Here is a 16,721-nt window from a genome sequence, read left to right on the forward strand (position 1 = left end):
TCTCCACACCGGAGAGGGCTAACTGTTGCCTGAAAACGAGGTAATGATGGAAAAATTAACCTGTTTTAAAGCCTACGATATTCGCGGCAAGCTGGGTGAAGAGCTGAATGAAGATATTGCCTGGCGGATTGGCCGGGCCTACGGCGAATATTTAAAACCGCAAACCATCGTGCTGGGCGGCGATGTCCGTTTAACGAGCGAAACATTAAAACTGGCGCTGGCCAAAGGGCTGCAAGATGCGGGTGTGGATGTTCTGGATATCGGGCTTTCGGGCACCGAAGAGATCTATTTTGCCACCTTCCACCTGGGCGTAGATGGCGGTATTGAAGTCACGGCCAGCCATAACCCAATGGACTACAACGGCATGAAGCTCGTCCGTAAAGGTGCCCGTCCAATCAGCGGTGATACGGGGCTGCGCGATGTTCAGCGCCTGGCCGAAGCGAATGACTTCCCGCCGGTGAATGCGCAAAAACGCGGCAGCTATCGGCAAATCAACCTGCGTGATGCCTATATCGATCACCTGCTCAGCTATGTCGACCTGGCGAATTTCAAACCGTTAAAACTGGTGATCAATTCCGGGAACGGGGCGGCAGGACCGGTCATTGATGCCCTGGAGCAGCGCTTTAAGACGCACAATGTTCCTGTCACCTTTATCAAGGTACATAACACCCCGGATGGCAACTTCCCGAACGGCATTCCTAACCCGCTTCTCCCGGAGTGCCGCGACGATACCCGCAACGCGGTCATCGAACATCGCGCGGATATCGGTATCGCGTTTGACGGCGATTTTGACCGCTGCTTCTTCTTTGACGGCAACGGCCAGTTTATCGAGGGCTATTACATTGTCGGTCTGCTGGCTCAGGCATTCCTGGAGAAAAACCCCGGCGCGAAGATCATCCACGACCCGCGCCTTTCCTGGAACACGGTGGATGTCGTAACCGCGGCGGGCGGTAAGCCGGTGATGTCGAAAACCGGGCACGCGTTTATTAAAGAGCGCATGCGTGAAGAGGATGCGATCTACGGCGGTGAGATGAGCGCGCATCACTATTTCCGCGATTTTGCCTACTGCGATAGCGGCATGATCCCCTGGCTTTTGGTGACTGAGCTGCTCTGTCTCAAGGGCAAAACGCTGGAGGCGCTGGTCAGCGATCGCATGGCGGCGTTTCCGGCCAGCGGCGAAATCAACTTAAAGCTGGATCAGGCCGCCCCTGCCATTGCCCGCGTCGAAGCCCATTTCACCGGTTCTGCGCTTAGCGTTGACCGTACCGATGGCATCAGCATGTCCTTCCCGGACTGGCGCTTTAACTTGCGCTCATCCAATACCGAGCCGGTTGTGCGCCTGAACGTGGAATCGCGCGGCGACACTGCGCTGATGGAGGCGCGAACACAGGACATTCTGGCGTTGTTGAAACAGTAATCCCTGTTTTTCCCCCTCACTCTAACCTTCTTTCGCGAGGAGAGAGGGCTGCGGTGGGGGGAAAACGAATGAATAGGTACAACGATGACAAATCTAAAAAAGCGCGACCGGGCCAAAACGAATGCATCGTTAATCTCTATCGTGCAGCGATTCTCAGACATCACCATCATGTTCGGTGGCCTGTACATCGTCTGTAGGCTCAATACGTTGCCGTTCTTTTATCAGCATCTGCTGATGGCGCTGATTACCCTGGTGGTGTTCCAGATGATCGGCGGCATGACCGATTTTTATCGTTCATGGCGTGGTGTGCGGTTTATGACCGAGCTGGTGTTATTGCTGCAAAACTGGACCCTCAGTTTTGTCTTTAGCGCCGGTCTGGTGGCGTTTCGCAGCGAACTTAACAATACCTTTGCCCTCTATTTTGCCTGGTATTTGCTCAGCAGCTCAGGGCTGATTATTTGCCGTGGCATTATCCGTTTTGCCGCCGGCTGGCTGCGTAATCATGGCTATAACACGCGTCGCGTTGCGGTGGCGGGCGACCTTCCCGCCGGACAAGAACTGCTGGAGAGCTTTCGTAATGAACCCTGGCTGGGTTTTGAAGTGGTCGGTGTCTATCACGACGCGAAACCGGGTGGCGTGAGCAGTGACTGGGTCGGCAATTATGACCAACTGCTTGACGATGCCCGTGCCGGGAAAATCCATAACGTCTACATCGCCATGTCAATGAACGACGCGCAGTGCATCAAACATCTGGTGCGCCAACTGGCGGACACCACCTGCTCGGTGATCCTGATACCTGATGTTTTCACCTTCAATATTCTGCATTCGCGGATTGAAGAGGTGAATGGAGTGCCGGTGGTACCGCTGTATGACACGCCGCTGTCGGGCGTCAACCGCATTCTCAAACGTCTCGAAGACATTGTGCTGGCGTCCCTCATCCTGATGCTGATCTCACCGGTTCTGTTGGGGATCTCGCTGGCGGTGAAACTGACTTCCCCGGGGCCGATTATCTTTCGCCAGACCCGCTATGGCATGGACGGTAAACCCATCAAGGTGTGGAAATTCCGTTCCATGAAAGTGATGGAGAACGACAAGGTGGTGACCCAGGCCACGCAAAACGATCCGCGCGTGACCAAAGTCGGCAGCTTCCTGCGCCGGACCTCACTGGATGAGTTGCCGCAGTTTATCAATGTGCTGACGGGCGGGATGTCAATTGTCGGTCCACGCCCCCATGCGGTGGCCCATAACGAGCAGTACCGTCAGCTCATTGAAGGCTACATGCTGCGTCACAAAGTGAAACCGGGTATTACCGGCTGGGCGCAAATCAATGGCTGGCGCGGCGAGACGGATACGCTGGAAAAAATGGAAAAACGCGTTGAGTTCGACCTCGAGTACATCCGTGAATGGAGTCTTTGGTTCGATATCAAAATCGTTTTTCTGACCATCTTTAAAGGGTTTGTGAATAAAGCGGCGTATTAAGGAGTGGTCATGAGCTTACGTGAAAAAACCATCAGCGGGGCGAAATGGTCGGCCATGGCAACGTTGACCATTATCGGGCTTGGCCTGGTACAGATGACCGTATTGGCGCGCATTATCGATAACCACCAGTTTGGCCTGCTCACCGTCTCGCTGGTGATTATCGCGCTCGCCGATACGCTATCGGATTTTGGTATTGCCAACTCCATCATCCAGCGTAAGGAGATAAGCCACCTCGAACTCACCACCCTGTACTGGCTGAATGTCGGGCTGGGGCTGGTGGTCTGTGTGGCTATCTTTTTACTCAGCGATCTGATTGCCGGCGTGCTGCATAACCCGGATCTGGCGTCGCTGATAAAAACCCTGTCGCTGGCTTTTGTGCTGATTCCGCATGGTCAGCAGTTCCGGGCGCTGATGCAAAAGGAGCTGGAGTTTAACAAGATCGGCAGTATTGAAACCGTCTCGGTGCTGGCAGGTTTTACCTTTACGGTGGTCAGCGCCTTTTTCTGGCCGCTGGCAATGACCGCTATCCTCGGTTATCTGGTGAACAGCGCCGTGCGTACGCTGCTCTTCGGCTGGTTTGGCCGCAAGATCTACCGTCCTGGCCTGCACTTTTCGCTGCGTTCGGTCAGCTCCAATCTCAAATTTGGCGCGTGGCTTACGGCGGACAGCGTCATTAACTACCTGAACACCAATCTCTCCACGCTGGTACTGGCGCGCATCCTTGGGGCCAGCGTCGCGGGCGGTTACAACCTGGCCTATAACGTGGCCGTCGTTCCGCCAATGAAACTCAACCCCATTATTACGCGCGTCCTGTTCCCGGCGTTTGCCAAAATTCAGGATGACACGGAAAAGCTGCGGCTTAATTTTTACAAGCTGTTGTCGGTGGTGGGGATCATTAACTTCCCGATCCTGCTGGGGCTGCTGGTGGTGTCGAACAATTTCGTGCCGCTGGTGTTTGGCGAGAAGTGGAGCAGCATCATTCCTGTCCTGCAACTGTTGTGCATTGTGGGTCTGCTGCGTGCGGTCGGCAATCCGATTGGGTCGTTGTTAATGGCCAAAGCCCGGGTGGATATCAGCTTTAAATTTAATGTCTTCAAAACCTTTTTGTTTATTCCCGCCATCATTGTCGGCGGTCACCTGGCAGGCGCGATTGGCGTCACGCTGGGCTTTCTGCTGGTGCAGATTATCAACACCGTCCTGAGCTATTTCGTGATGATCAAACCTGTTCTGGGATCCAGCTATCGCCAGTACATCCTGAGTCTTTGGCTGCCGTTCTATTTATCACTGCCGACGCTGGTGGTGAGCTACGGGCTGGGGCTGGCACTCGCCGGGCGTCTGCCGGTGTCGGCACTGCTTGCCGTTCAGGTGGCGGCGGGCGCGCTGGCGTTCGCGGCGATGATTGTGCTGTCACGCAATGCGCTGGTGGTGGAGATGAAGCGCCAGTTTTGCCGCAACGAAAAGATGAAAACGCTCTTGCGTGCAGGTTGATATTCATTTTCCCCCTCACCCCAGCCCTCGCCCCAGCGGAGAGGGCCAGGGTGAGGGGAATTCTCTGAGAGGTCATTATGAAATTATTAATTCTTGGCAATCACACCTGCGGCAACCGTGGCGACAGCGCCATTTTGCGCGGGTTGCTGGATGCGATTGCCCGCATCGAACCACAAGCGGAAGTGGACGTAATGAGCCGCTATCCGGTGAGTTCTTCCTGGCTATTGAACCGTCCGGTAATGGGTGACCCGCTTTACAGCCAGATGAAAGCGCACAATACGGCCGCCGGGCTAGTGGGGCGGGTGAAAAAGGTTCTGCGCCGTCGCTACCAGCACCAGGTTCTGCTTTCCCGGGTGACAGACAGCGGAAAGCTGCGCAACATTGCCATTGCCCAGGGCTTTACCGATTTTGTCCGCCTGCTGGCAGGCTATGATGCGATTATCCAGGTCGGCGGCTCCTTTTTTGTCGACCTTTATGGCGTCCCGCAGTTCGAACATGCTCTGTGTACGTTTATGGCCAAAAAACCGTTGTATATGATTGGTCACAGCGTCGGGCCGTTCCAGGATCCGCAGTTTAATCAACTGGCTAATTACGTCTTTGGCCATTGCGACGCGTTGATCCTGCGTGAGAGCGTCAGTCTGAATTTGATGAAGCAGAGTGAAATCACGACCGAGAAAGTCGAACAGGGCGTCGATACCGCCTGGCTGGTGGAAGATGATGCGTCGTTTACCCCCAGCTATGCCGTGCGTCACTGGCTGGATGTGGCGGCGAAACAGAAAACCGTCGCTATTACGCTGCGTGAACTTGCCCCGTTTGACCGCCGTCTCAATACCACCCAGCAAGCCTATGAAAAAGCCTTTGCTGAGGTGGTAAACCGGATCCTGGATGCAGGCTGGCAGGTGATCGCGCTCTCCACCTGTACCGGTATCGACAGTTACAACAAAGATGACCGAATGGTGGCGCTCAATCTGCGTCAGTATATTAGCGACCCGTCCCGCTACCATGTGGTGATGGATGAACTTAACGACCTCGAAATGGGCAAAATTCTCGCCGCCTGCGATCTGACAGTAGGAACGCGTCTGCACTCTGCCATTATCTCGATGAACTTCGGTACGCCGGCTATCGCCATTAACTACGAACACAAATCAGCCGGGATTATGCAGCAGCTCGGTATGCCGGAGATGGCGGTGGATATTCGCCACCTGCTGGATGGCTCGCTGGCGTCCATGGCGGCTGACACGCTCGGACAACTGCCTGCACTCAATCAACGCCTTGCTACCGCCGTGGCGGCCGAGCGTGAGAAAGGCGCGTTGATGGTGAAATCGGTGCTGGATCGCATTCGGGAGGTGAAATGAAAGTCAGCTTCTTCTTGCTGAAATTCCCGCTCGCCTCAGAAACTTTTGTTCTGAATCAGATAGTGGCGTTTATCAACATGGGCTATGAGGTGGAAATCGTCGCGCTGCATAAGGGCGATTTGCAGAACACCCATAGCGCCTGGACAGAGTATCGCCTGGCGGAGAAAACCCACTGGCTACTGGACGAGCCAGAGGGCAAGCTGGCGAAACTGCGCTATCGCGGAAAAGCGATATTACGCGGCGCGGGGCGCGCCTCCACCTGGAAAGCGCTCAATATGTCGCGCTACGGTGATGAGGCACGAAACCTGATTCTGGCAGCCATCTGCGGTCTGACACCGCAGGTCTTTCGTGCCGATGTCTTTATTGCCCATTTTGGCCCGGCAGGGGTTACGGCGGCGAAACTGCGCGAACTGGGTCTGTTACAGGGCAAGATTGCCACTGTTTTCCACGGCATTGATATTTCGCACCGGGATGTACTTAGTCACTATACCCCAGAATATCAACAGCTTTTTCGCCGGGGCGATCTGATGTTGCCTATTAGTGAGCTGTGGGCCGGACGGCTACGCAGTATGGGTTGTCCGGAAGAAAAAATTGCCATCTCGCGCATGGGGGTGGATATCGCCCGTTTTACCCTGCGCCCGGTGAAAGCCCCCGGAACGCCGCTACAGATGATCTCTGTCGCGCGACTGACCGAGAAAAAAGGGCTGCATGTGGGTATTGAAGCCTGCCGTTTGCTCAAAGAGCGTGGCGTGGCCTTTACCTGGACCATTTTGGGCATTGGCCCGTGGGAGCGGCGCTTGCGCACCCTGATTGAGCAATACCAACTGGATGATGTGATCCATATGCCGGGCTTTAAGCCCAGCCATGAGGTCAAAGCGATGCTGGATGAAGCCGATCTCTTTTTATTGCCGTCGGTGACCGGTGTGGATGGCGATATGGAAGGGATTCCCGTGGCGCTCATGGAGGCGATGGCCGTGGGTATTCCGGTGGTGTCGACGGTGCACAGCGGTATTCCTGAACTGATCAACCCGGGGGAGTCAGGTTGGCTGGTACCAGAAAATGATGCCCGCACGCTGGCGGATAAACTCGTTGAGTTCAGCGCGATGCAGCGTCAGGATCTCACACCGGTGATTACCTGCGCTCGCCAAAAAATCGAAACCGACTTCAACCAGCAACGTATCAATCAGCAACTTGCCACGCTGCTACAGGCGCTCTGAATCGAGGTCCTATGTCTGAGTTTGAAAAAAAGCATCGATTTGCGTTTAACCGACGCAGTTTCCTGACTGCTGGCGCCGCTCTTGCGGCGCTGCCTTTTTTACCGGTCGCCACAGCGCGCGCCGACACGGTGGATATCCGTCGCTATCAGACAACCGACTGGCCTGCGGCGTTGAAGCAGGCCTTTAACGACGCGCAAACGGTCGAAATCCCGGAAGGGGTGGTGTGTGAAAATCTCAATACCGGGGTCTTCATCCCGCCAGGGAAAACGCTGCTGGTGCGAGGGAGTATTAAAAGCAATGGCCGCGGGCGTCTGGTATTGCAGGATGGCTGTAAGGTCATCGGCGAGAAGGGCGGTAGCCTGTACAATCTGACGCTGGATGTGCGCGGCTCAGACTGTGTTATTCAGGGATTAAATATGAGCGGTTATGGCCCGGTGGCGCAAATCTACATCGGTGGTAAAGAGCCGAAGGTGATGCGCAATCTGACCATCGATAACATCACCGTCACGAAAGCTAACTACGCCATCCTGCGCCAGGGTTTTCATAATCAGATTATTGGCGCCCGAATCACCAATAGCCACTTTAGCTACCTGCAGGGGGACGCGGTGGAATGGAACGTCGCCATTAACGATCGCGATATCCTCATCTCCGACCATGTCATTGATCACATTGACTGTACCAACGGTAAAATCAACTGGGGAATCGGCATTGGGCTGGCGGGCAGTACCTACGATAACACCTACCCGGAAGATCAGGCGGTGAAGAATTTTGTTGTTGCCAACATCACCGGCAGCAATTGCCGACAGCTGGTCCATGTTGAAAACGGCAAACATTTTATTATTCGTAACATTAAGGCAGAAAATATTACGCCGGACTTCAGCAAAAAAGCCGGTATTGATAACGCGACGGTGGCGATATATGGCTGTGACAATTTTGTCATCGACAACGTATCGATGGTCAACAGCGCCGGGATGCTCATCGGCTACGGGGTTATCAAAGGCGATTATTTGTCCATTCCGCAAAATTTCAAACTGAACGATATTCACCTGGAAAATGCACAGAGTCAGTACAAGCTGCGCGGTATCCAGATATCGTCCGGTAACGCCACCTCATTTGTGGCCATTACCAATCTCAACTTACAGCGGGCAACGCTGGAGTTTCATAACAAGCCGCAGCATCTTTTCCTGAGAAACATCAATGTCATGCAAGAGGCGTCTGTGGGGCCGGCGCTCAAGCTTAACTTCGATTTACGCAAGGATGTGCGGGGACGCTTTATGGCGCGTCAGGATACCTTGCTTTCGCTGGCCAATATTAAGGCGGTGAACGAAAAAGGGCAGAGTTCCGTTGATATCGATCGTATCGATCATCAGGTTGTGAATGTGCAAAATCTCAACTTCCGTTTGCCGGCAGCATCGCGGTAGCCGGTTTTTCGCCGCTTTTACGATGAATCCTGGTGACTTTATTTCGCTGCCAGGATTACATCTACAGCAATTATAAGACAATCGGCGTAACATATTTCGCGGCAACTCGTCCCGTGGACGCTGGCGAAAAGAAGTTGAAGGTCTATAATTTATCAATCATTTACAGGTGGAAGGCATAATGATTAATTTGAAAGCAGTTATTCCGGTAGCAGGTTTGGGGATGCATATGCTACCCGCCACCAAAGCTATTCCTAAAGAGATGCTACCTATCGTCGATAAGCCAATGATTCAATACATCGTCGACGAAGTTGTTGCTGCAGGGATCAAAGAAATCGTCCTCGTGACACATTCTTCCAAAAACGCTGTCGAAAACCACTTCGACACCTCCTATGAGCTGGAAGCGTTACTTGAACAGCGTGTTAAACGTCAACTGTTGGCCGAGGTGCAGTCTATCTGTCCCCCAGGCGTGACCATTATGAACGTTCGTCAGGCACAGCCGCTGGGCCTGGGGCACTCCATCCTTTGCGCGCGCCCCATTGTTGGTGATAATCCGTTCGTGGTTGTCCTGCCGGATATCATTCTGGATTCCGCTTCTGCCGATCCGCTGCGTTACAACCTGGCGGCAATGGTTGCTCGTTTCAATGAAACCGGTCGTAGCCAGGTTCTGGCAAAACGCATGAAAGGCGATCTGTCTGAGTACTCAGTGATTCAGACCAAAGAGCCGCTGGATAGCGAAGGTAAGGTGAGCCGTATCGTCGAGTTCATCGAAAAACCGGATCAGCCGCAAACGCTGGATTCAGACCTGATGGCGGTGGGCCGCTATGTGCTTTCCTCTGAAATCTGGGCGGAGCTGGAGCGTACTGAGCCAGGCGCCTGGGGACGTATTCAGTTAACCGATGCCATCGCGGAACTGGCGAAGAAGCAGTCCGTGGATGCGATGCTGATGACCGGCGAGAGCTACGACTGTGGTAAAAAAATGGGTTACATGCAGGCGTTCGTTAACTACGGACTGCGTAATCTGAAAGAAGGTCAAAAATTCCGCGAAAGTATTAAGAAACTTTTGACCCAGTAATCAGTTAGAAAAAAAACAGATAAGTATTAACTTACAAAAGGGCAGATGAGAGTGGTCACTGAGGCTTTTGGCTTTGACCGCCCTCTCTGCTTTTTTTATACATATTCTGTGAAATCAACGGATAATAAATCTACACCCCGATCGGAATTTACTTATTGGATTCAGATTTGCCTTGTTTCCATTGGCGTTTAAGCAGAAAATGGTCGTTTAACATTTTGTGCAGGTAACGGCATTCATTGCGCTACCCGAAACACTGTTATGTTTATGGAAATTGTTGGCGGTTATACACAGTACGCTGGTAGCTATTGAGCCAGGGGCGGTAGCGTGTCTAAACAAATGTGTCCCCATGGTCTGCTCCTTGTATATCAACGTCATAGTTAAACTAGCAAAGTAAACGGAATATTCTCGTGAAAATATTGGTCACTGGTGGAGCAGGTTTTATCGGGTCTGCTGTCGTTCGTAATATCATTAATAATACTCAAGATTCTGTGGTTAATGTCGATAAATTAACCTACGCAGGCAACCTCGAATCTCTGACTGAGGTTGAAAACAGCAATCGTTATGCTTTCGAGCACGCCGATATCTGTGACGCCGAAGCTATGCAACGGATTTTTGCGGAACATCAGCCGGATGCGGTCATGCATCTTGCCGCAGAAAGCCATGTTGACCGCTCTATCACCGGGCCAGCCGCGTTTATTGAGACAAACATTGTAGGAACCTACATTCTACTTGAGGCAGCGCGCAAATACTGGGCGCAGCTTGATGAACCCCGCAAAACCGCGTTCCGTTTCCATCATATCTCAACGGACGAAGTCTACGGCGATTTGCCGCATCCTGATGAAGTTCCTGCCGGAACCGTGCTGCCGCTGTTTACCGAAAAAACGCCTTATTCTCCCAGCAGCCCATACTCCTCATCGAAAGCGTCCAGCGACCATTTGGTTCGCGCATGGCGCCGTACTTACGGCTTGCCGACCCTGGTGACAAATTGCTCAAATAACTATGGCCCGTACCATTTCCCTGAAAAACTTATTCCACTGATCATTCTTAATGCATTAGCTGGTAAGCCGTTGCCGGTGTATGGCAATGGCGAGCAAATTCGCGACTGGCTATTTGTTGAAGATCACGCACGTGCTTTATATAAGGTCGTCACTGAAGGTGTTGCGGGTGAGACTTACAATATCGGTGGCCACAATGAGCGTAAGAATATAGAGGTGGTAAAAACCATCTGCGCTATTTTGGATGACATTATTACCGCAAAACCTAATAACATTAGTAGCTTTGCAGATTTAATTACTTATGTTACTGACCGTCCGGGGCATGACCTGCGTTACGCCATTGATGCGAGCAAAATTAAAGATGAACTGGGTTGGGTACCGCAGGAAACTTTTGAGTCGGGTATCCGTAAAACGGTTGAATGGTATTTAACTAACAAGGACTGGTGGCAGCGTGTGATGGATGGTTCATATGCTGGTGAACGCCTGGGGCTTGCAGAATAAAATTATAAGGACGGAATGATGAAAGGTATTGTATTAGCTGGCGGTTCCGGAACTCGCCTTTATCCAATTACTCAGGGTGTGTCAAAACAGTTGTTACCGGTGTATGACAAGCCGATGATTTTTTACCCTATCTCTGTACTGATGCTGGCCGGCATTCGTGACATTCTGATTATCACGACGCCGGAAGATATGGCATCGTTCCAGCGTTTATTGGGTGATGGTTCACAGTTCGGTATCCGTCTCACCTATGAAGTACAGCCTTCGCCGGACGGTCTGGCACAGGCGTTTATCATTGGCGAAGAATTCATTAATAACGAGCCATGTGCGCTGGTGCTGGGCGATAACATCTATTTTGGTCAAAGCTTCGGTAAGAAACTGGAAAGTGCAGCGCAGTTAACCTCTGGTGCGATGGTATTTGGTTATCAGGTACAGGATCCGGAACGTTTTGGTGTTGTGGAATTTGATAAAAATTACACTGCGTTATCCATTGAGGAAAAACCGCTTAAACCAAAATCAAACTGGGCAGTAACTGGTCTCTATTTTTACGACAAAAATGTCGTCGAAATGGCAAAACAGGTGAAACCTTCTGCTCGCGGCGAGTTGGAGATTACTACACTGAACCAGATGTATCTGGACCGCGGTGAGCTGCAGGTGGAATTGTTGGGGCGTGGGTTTGCATGGCTCGATACGGGCACCCATGACAGCCTGGTTGAAGCATCGCAATTTATTCATACCATTGAGAAACGCCAGGGGATGAAAGTCGCCTGTCTTGAAGAAATTGCGTTCCGTAAAGGTTGGCTGAACGAAGAACAAGTTGCAGAACAAATCAAAAAGTTGTCGAAGACAGACTATGGTCGTTATTTGCAACTGCTGATTAGCGAAAAATAGTCACTGGGCTGCGCGGACGAGAAGATCATGAAGATTTTATTAATTGGAAAAAATGGCCAGGTGGGCTGGGAACTGCAGCGCTCTTTGTCGACATTGGGTGAACTTGTCGCAGTTGATTTTTTTGATACTGAGTTATGTGGCGATCTAACCAAACCAGAAGGTATCGCACAAACTATCCGCGCAGTGCAGCCTGATGTCGTGGTGAATGCGGCGGCTCATACAGCAGTCGATAAGGCCGAAAGTGAAAAAGAGCTGGCTCAGCAGCTCAACGCGTCAAGTGTTGAAATTATCGCTAAAGAAACAGCGGCATTGGGTGCGTTGTTGATACATTACTCTACTGATTATGTTTTTAATGGGCAGGGCGAGCACTATCGCACTGAGAATGAGCAGCCGGAACCATTAAATGTTTATGGTGAGAGTAAATTAGCGGGTGAAATGGCGATTAGGGGCCATAATTCCCGGCACCTTATTTTTCGCACCAGTTGGGTTTATGCGACTCGCGGAGCCAACTTTGCCAAAACGATGCTTCGTCTGGCAAAAGAGAAAGAGCAGCTTTCTATTATTAATGATCAGCACGGCGCGCCAACAGGCGCTGAACTGTTAGCAGATTGTACAGCCATAGCGATACGCGCTACGGTCCTGGATTCGTCCTTGTATGGTACTTATCATCTTGTTGCCAGTGGTGAAACAACCTGGTACGAGTACGCTCAGCATGTCTTTGAATTGGCCCGCCAGAAAGGTGAGTCATTAATGATTAAAGAAGTCAGCGGAGTGCCTACATCATCTTACCCAACTCCAGCAAAGCGTCCGTTAAATTCGCGTCTGTCAAATGAGAAATTTCAACGGGCATTCAATGTCGTTTTGCCAGACTGGAAGGTTGGAGTAGAGCGCGTCGTAACTGAGATTTTACAAAAATAATCAGGCGTTAAAAATGAATATAGTAAAAACAGATATTCCAGAAGTAATTATATTTGAGCCAAAAGTGTTCGGTGATTCTCGCGGTTTCTTCCTTGAAAGCTATAACAAAAAAATATTTGATGAAGCTGTAGGGCGTAGTGTTGAATTTGTTCAGGATAACCATTCTGAATCACAACGTGGGGTATTAAGAGGGCTTCATTATCAGCTTGATCCCTGTGCTCAAGGTAAACTTGTGCGTTGTGTAGCTGGTGAAGTCTTTGATGTTGCAGTAGATATCCGCAAGTCTTCCCCCACTTTTGGTAAATGGACTGGCGTTATTTTAAGTGCTGAAAATAAGCGACAACTCTGGATCCCAGAAGGCTTTGCCCATGGCTTTGTAACCTTAAGTGAAAGAGCGCAATTTGTTTATAAAGCGACTAATTATTACGCTCCGCAGACTGAATGCTCCATCATTTGGAATGATCCTACGCTTAATATCGAATGGCCAGAAGTGAAGGATATTCAGTTGTCGCAGAAGGATTTAGCCGGAAAATCATTTTCAGAAGCCTTGTATTATAATTAATAATTATAATTAAATAACATCTAAAATTAAATGATTTGAATTTACCAATTAATACTTTGTCAGCCTTGATGTTTTTGACTTGATGTTTTTACGAGATAACGTTTAATGACATTTGCAAATGATGATGCTGCCATACTGATGGCTACCTACCAAGGTGAGCGATATATTAATGAGCAACTCAAATCATTTGAAAAACAATCATATAAAAACTGGAAGTTGATTGTTTCTGATGATGGTTCGACTGATAATACGCTTTCTATTATTGATGAGTTTGCAACCAGAAATGTATCAAAAGTTACTGTTGTTGCTGGCCCCGGACAAGGATTTGTCAGCAATTTTTTATCATTATTGCTAAGAGAAGATATTAAAGCTGACTATTATTCTTTTTCTGACCAGGATGATATTTGGTACAAGGATAAACTTGAACGAGCTATTCAATGGCTAAAAAGCATCCCTTCTGATATTCCTGCGTTGTATTGTTCTCGAACTCATCTGGTAGACAATACCGGCGAAAGCTTAGGTCTTTCACCACTTTTTAAACGCCCACCGTCTTTCCGCAACGCTCTGGTACAAAACATTGGTGGTGGGAATACGATGGTAATCAATCAGGCGGCGAGAGAAATTGTTAGCCGGGCTGGAATTGCGGACGTCATCAGTCATGATTGGTGGATGTATATTTTAATATCAGGCGTAGGTGGTAAGATTTTTTATGACCCTGAACCCAGCCTGGGTTACAGGCAGCATGGAAAGAATCTTATCGGCTCGAACCTCGGCTTTCGCGCTCGCCTGTGTAGATTTAAAAAAATCATGCAGGGTCAATATCGCACATGGAATGCCGCGCATATCCGTGAACTCGAAAAATGTTTTTTCCTCTTATCAGCGGAAAATCAGAAAAGAATAGGTTGGTTTAAACTTATTCATTCGGGGAATATATTCCTGCGTGCATTTTATTTTTTACGACTTGGAGTATATCGGCAAAGCGCAATAGACACGGTTGCTATCTTTATTTCAGCATTGCTGAAAAAAATTTAATCGCAGAATTGCGAAGATTTACTCGTAGTTTTGGAGTTATTGTTAATAGGGTGTTTTAATGCAATCTTTCCCAATAAGCCCGCTTGAAATGCTGGCAACTATTTGGCGTAATAGATATTTAATCAAAACGACTACGATACGTGAAATTCAAGGGCGTTATCGAGGATCTTCCATTGGAATTATCTGGTCGCTGATAAATCCATTATTTATGCTGGCAGTTTATACGTTTGTTTTTAGCCAGATATTTAATGCCCGCTGGCATGGCGGCGGTACATCAAAAGGTGAATTCGCACTGGTCTTATTTGCCGGTTTAATAGTCTTTAACTTATTCTCTGAGTGCTTAAATAAAGCACCACAGTTGATACTATCAAACGTAAACTATGTCAAAAAAGTTGTCTATCCCCTTGAAATATTGCCGGTAGTATCACTGGGCTCTGCGCTATTTCATACAATGATCAGCCTTGCGGTATGGTTAGTGGCATATTTTGTTTTCTTCGATGTCCCGCATTTAACCGTGTTGTATTTCCCACTCATTCTTCTACCACTAATGATAATTACACTGGGCCTAAGTTGGATTCTGGCATCATTAGGGGTCTATTTGCGAGATATTAATCAGTTTATTACCTTATTTACGACTGCTTTAATGTTTCTAAGTCCTGTTTTTTATTCGGCTGAAATACTGCCACCTGAGTTTCGTCAGTTGATGTATTTTAACCCCTTAACAACTGTAATTGAACAGACGAGAAATGTTCTGTATTGGGGGAAACAACCCGATTTTGACATTCTTGCCGTCTACTGGATTGCTGCATTTATTATTGCCTGGATTGGTTTCGCCTGGTTCCAGAAAACGCGTAAGGGGTTTGCTGATGTGCTCTGATTTTGCTATTCAGGTAAAAAACCTGAGTAAATGTTATCAAATTTATGATCGTCCTTCTGACAGACTTAAGCAATCTATTTACACTGGCCTGCGTCGTCTTGTAGGACAAAATGCCAAACCTTTGTTCCGGGAGTTTTGGGCTCTTCGCGATATTACGTTTGATATCGTTAAAGGTGAATCTGTTGGTATCATCGGGCAAAATGGTTCTGGTAAATCTACGTTACTACAATTAATTTGCGGTACGCTGAACGCAACTTCTGGCACTGTAAAGACAAATGGTCGCGTTGCTGCGCTGCTGGAACTTGGCTCTGGTTTTAACCCTGAATTTACTGGCCGTGAAAACGTCTATATGAATGGCGCGGTACTGGGTCTTTCAGAAGCAGAAATCAATGACCGATTTGACGAGATTCTGTCATTTGCCGATATCGGTGAATTCATTGACCAGCCGACCAAGACATATTCTAGTGGTATGCTTGTGCGTTTAGCATTTGCGGTTCAGGTATGCATTGAACCCGATATTCTTATTGTCGATGAAGCGCTCGCAGTGGGGGATGCTTTATTTCAGAAGCGCTGCTTTGAGCGTATGGACAGACTCCGCACAAATGGCACGACTTTGCTTTTTGTTTCGCACGACCAAGAGTCAGTTCGAACCATGACGAATAAAGCGATTTTCCTTGAACACGGAGTCGTGAAGTTTTCCGGCACCTCTGCAGATGCGTTGTTGGAATATCGTAAGTCGTTACATGAGGTTGAATCAAAACGACTGAGTCAGGTGGCGGAACATCTTAAGGAAAAAGCACGGCAGGCGCGTGTTGCTACGCAAGAAAAAATTCAGCAGGCAGCAGAAGAAGAAAAACTTGAGCCGAGTATTGTACAAGACAATACGGCTACTTCGGCAAGCGAAGATTCAACCACCCCCGCGTTTTCCGAGAGACTGAAAGCTTATTCGTTTGGCGATCTTGATGCAGAAGTTCTTGATGTATCTCTCTTTAATGCTGATGGTGAACCCGCTTCTAATTTTGATCCCCGAGATAAAGTTACAGTTATTGTGCGTTGTAAAACACATGCGGCGCTTAATCATCTGAACGTCGGTTTACGCATTCGTAATAAAGAAGGCGTGAAAATGTATTCCTGGGGAACTCTAAATCAGGATATGGCTATACTTAGCGGTGCCGCAGAACCTGGTGATGTTTTCTGGCAACGAGAATTTGCTCAGGGTAGCGAATTCAGCGTTAAATTCGAATTTATCTGTGGCATGGGACCAAATCTCTATGAAATCCAGGTATCTATCACGGAAGAGGGTAAGCCTTATTATGCAGAACAAAGGATGATTCATTGGATTGACGAAGCTGCCTTCTTTACCGTCAATACGCAACCCCAGTCATATCATTTTGGTGGTGTGGCGGATCTGCGTATGGTAAGCGGCTTGCTTTAACCAATAATCAAATATTTACAATAAGCTCTTTGATAAAACCAAAACCTGGAAATACAGGCTAAAT

At 49.2% G+C, this 16,721-nt stretch carries 14 protein-coding genes; all 14 read left to right on the forward strand.

Features of this window, described 5'->3' with window-relative positions; translation table 11 throughout:
• Window positions 1-46: 46 nt before the first annotated feature.
• The 14 genes from cpsG (at window position 47) to L2097_RS02520 (ending at window position 16,657) form a co-directional block, all read left to right on the forward strand.
• Window positions 47-1,417 carry a colanic acid biosynthesis phosphomannomutase CpsG gene (gene cpsG / locus L2097_RS02455; protein ID WP_250353115.1) on the forward strand — a complete coding sequence of 457 codons (1,371 nt, stop codon included), beginning with the start codon at window positions 47-49 and terminating at the stop codon, window positions 1,415-1,417.
• 84 nt (window positions 1,418-1,501) lie between these two features.
• On the forward strand, window positions 1,502-2,896 hold the full coding sequence (gene wcaJ, locus L2097_RS02460; RefSeq protein WP_142517905.1) for an undecaprenyl-phosphate glucose phosphotransferase: 1,395 nt from the start codon (window positions 1,502-1,504) through the stop codon (window positions 2,894-2,896).
• A gap of 9 nt (window positions 2,897-2,905) precedes the next feature.
• A complete protein-coding gene (wzxC, locus tag L2097_RS02465) occupies window positions 2,906-4,384 on the forward strand; it encodes a colanic acid undecaprenyl disphosphate flippase WzxC (RefSeq protein WP_250352052.1) in 1,479 nt (492 codons plus the stop codon).
• 77 nt (window positions 4,385-4,461) lie between these two features.
• Entirely contained in the window at window positions 4,462-5,739 is a 1,278-nt protein-coding gene (wcaK, locus tag L2097_RS02470; protein ID WP_047369614.1) for a colanic acid biosynthesis pyruvyl transferase WcaK, read from the forward strand.
• Window positions 5,736-6,956 (forward strand): colanic acid biosynthesis glycosyltransferase WcaL, encoded by a 1,221-nt coding sequence (gene wcaL / locus L2097_RS02475; RefSeq protein WP_085006484.1) that lies wholly within the window; start codon window positions 5,736-5,738, stop codon window positions 6,954-6,956. The genes wcaK and wcaL overlap by 4 nt, the downstream gene beginning before the upstream one ends.
• Window positions 6,957-6,967: 11 nt before the next feature.
• Window positions 6,968-8,377, forward strand: coding sequence for a colanic acid biosynthesis protein WcaM (gene wcaM, locus L2097_RS02480; protein WP_047369616.1), 1,410 nt, complete (start codon window positions 6,968-6,970; stop codon window positions 8,375-8,377).
• Window positions 8,378-8,555: 178 nt separating this feature from the next.
• Window positions 8,556-9,449 (forward strand): GalU regulator GalF, encoded by an 894-nt coding sequence (galF, locus tag L2097_RS02485; RefSeq protein WP_041851958.1) that lies wholly within the window; start codon window positions 8,556-8,558, stop codon window positions 9,447-9,449.
• A gap of 407 nt (window positions 9,450-9,856) precedes the next feature.
• The gene (gene rfbB / locus L2097_RS02490) at window positions 9,857-10,945 is read left to right on the forward strand and encodes a dTDP-glucose 4,6-dehydratase (protein ID WP_047369617.1); all 1,089 of its coding nucleotides are present in this window, start codon (window positions 9,857-9,859) and stop codon (window positions 10,943-10,945) included.
• A gap of 18 nt (window positions 10,946-10,963) precedes the next feature.
• Window positions 10,964-11,833: a glucose-1-phosphate thymidylyltransferase RfbA gene (rfbA, locus tag L2097_RS02495; RefSeq protein ID WP_250353116.1), complete on the forward strand. Its 870-nt coding sequence runs from the start codon at window positions 10,964-10,966 to the stop codon at window positions 11,831-11,833.
• Between the two features lie 27 nt (window positions 11,834-11,860).
• Complete coding sequence (gene rfbD / locus L2097_RS02500; RefSeq protein ID WP_250352053.1) at window positions 11,861-12,751, forward strand: dTDP-4-dehydrorhamnose reductase; 891 nt, start codon at window positions 11,861-11,863, stop codon at window positions 12,749-12,751.
• A 13-nt stretch (window positions 12,752-12,764) separates the two neighbouring features.
• A complete protein-coding gene (gene rfbC, locus L2097_RS02505) occupies window positions 12,765-13,313 on the forward strand; it encodes a dTDP-4-dehydrorhamnose 3,5-epimerase (protein ID WP_250352054.1) in 549 nt (182 codons plus the stop codon).
• A gap of 105 nt (window positions 13,314-13,418) precedes the next feature.
• The gene (locus L2097_RS02510) at window positions 13,419-14,345 is read left to right on the forward strand and encodes a glycosyltransferase family 2 protein (RefSeq protein ID WP_250352055.1); all 927 of its coding nucleotides are present in this window, start codon (window positions 13,419-13,421) and stop codon (window positions 14,343-14,345) included.
• A 58-nt stretch (window positions 14,346-14,403) separates the two neighbouring features.
• On the forward strand, window positions 14,404-15,222 hold the full coding sequence (locus L2097_RS02515; protein ID WP_250352056.1) for an ABC transporter permease: 819 nt from the start codon (window positions 14,404-14,406) through the stop codon (window positions 15,220-15,222).
• Window positions 15,212-16,657 carry an ABC transporter ATP-binding protein gene (locus tag L2097_RS02520; RefSeq protein ID WP_047369623.1) on the forward strand — a complete coding sequence of 482 codons (1,446 nt, stop codon included), beginning with the start codon at window positions 15,212-15,214 and terminating at the stop codon, window positions 16,655-16,657. The genes L2097_RS02515 and L2097_RS02520 overlap by 11 nt, the downstream gene beginning before the upstream one ends.
• Window positions 16,658-16,721: the final 64 nt, after the last annotated feature.

This window comes from Citrobacter sp. MNAZ 1397 (assembly GCF_023613995.1).
GTDB classification, from domain to species: Bacteria; Pseudomonadota; Gammaproteobacteria; order Enterobacterales; family Enterobacteriaceae; genus Phytobacter; species Phytobacter ursingii.

What these genes read in the sequence shown, in the direction of transcription:
- L2097_RS02520 (WP_047369623.1), top strand. Translation starts at nt 15,212, where the DNA reads ATGTGCTCTGATTTTGCTATTCAGGTAAAAAACCTGAGTAAATGTTAT.
- wzxC (WP_250352052.1), top strand. Translation starts at nt 2,906, where the DNA reads ATGAGCTTACGTGAAAAAACCATCAGCGGGGCGAAATGGTCGGCCATG.
- L2097_RS02510 (WP_250352055.1), top strand. Translation starts at nt 13,419, where the DNA reads ATGACATTTGCAAATGATGATGCTGCCATACTGATGGCTACCTACCAA.
- wcaK (WP_047369614.1), top strand. Translation starts at nt 4,462, where the DNA reads ATGAAATTATTAATTCTTGGCAATCACACCTGCGGCAACCGTGGCGAC.
- wcaL (WP_085006484.1), top strand. Translation starts at nt 5,736, where the DNA reads ATGAAAGTCAGCTTCTTCTTGCTGAAATTCCCGCTCGCCTCAGAAACT.
- wcaM (WP_047369616.1), top strand. Translation starts at nt 6,968, where the DNA reads ATGTCTGAGTTTGAAAAAAAGCATCGATTTGCGTTTAACCGACGCAGT.
- rfbD (WP_250352053.1), top strand. Translation starts at nt 11,861, where the DNA reads ATGAAGATTTTATTAATTGGAAAAAATGGCCAGGTGGGCTGGGAACTG.
- galF (WP_041851958.1), top strand. Translation starts at nt 8,556, where the DNA reads ATGATTAATTTGAAAGCAGTTATTCCGGTAGCAGGTTTGGGGATGCAT.
- cpsG (WP_250353115.1), top strand. Translation starts at nt 47, where the DNA reads ATGGAAAAATTAACCTGTTTTAAAGCCTACGATATTCGCGGCAAGCTG.
- rfbA (WP_250353116.1), top strand. Translation starts at nt 10,964, where the DNA reads ATGAAAGGTATTGTATTAGCTGGCGGTTCCGGAACTCGCCTTTATCCA.
- wcaJ (WP_142517905.1), top strand. Translation starts at nt 1,502, where the DNA reads ATGACAAATCTAAAAAAGCGCGACCGGGCCAAAACGAATGCATCGTTA.
- rfbC (WP_250352054.1), top strand. Translation starts at nt 12,765, where the DNA reads ATGAATATAGTAAAAACAGATATTCCAGAAGTAATTATATTTGAGCCA.
- L2097_RS02515 (WP_250352056.1), top strand. Translation starts at nt 14,404, where the DNA reads ATGCAATCTTTCCCAATAAGCCCGCTTGAAATGCTGGCAACTATTTGG.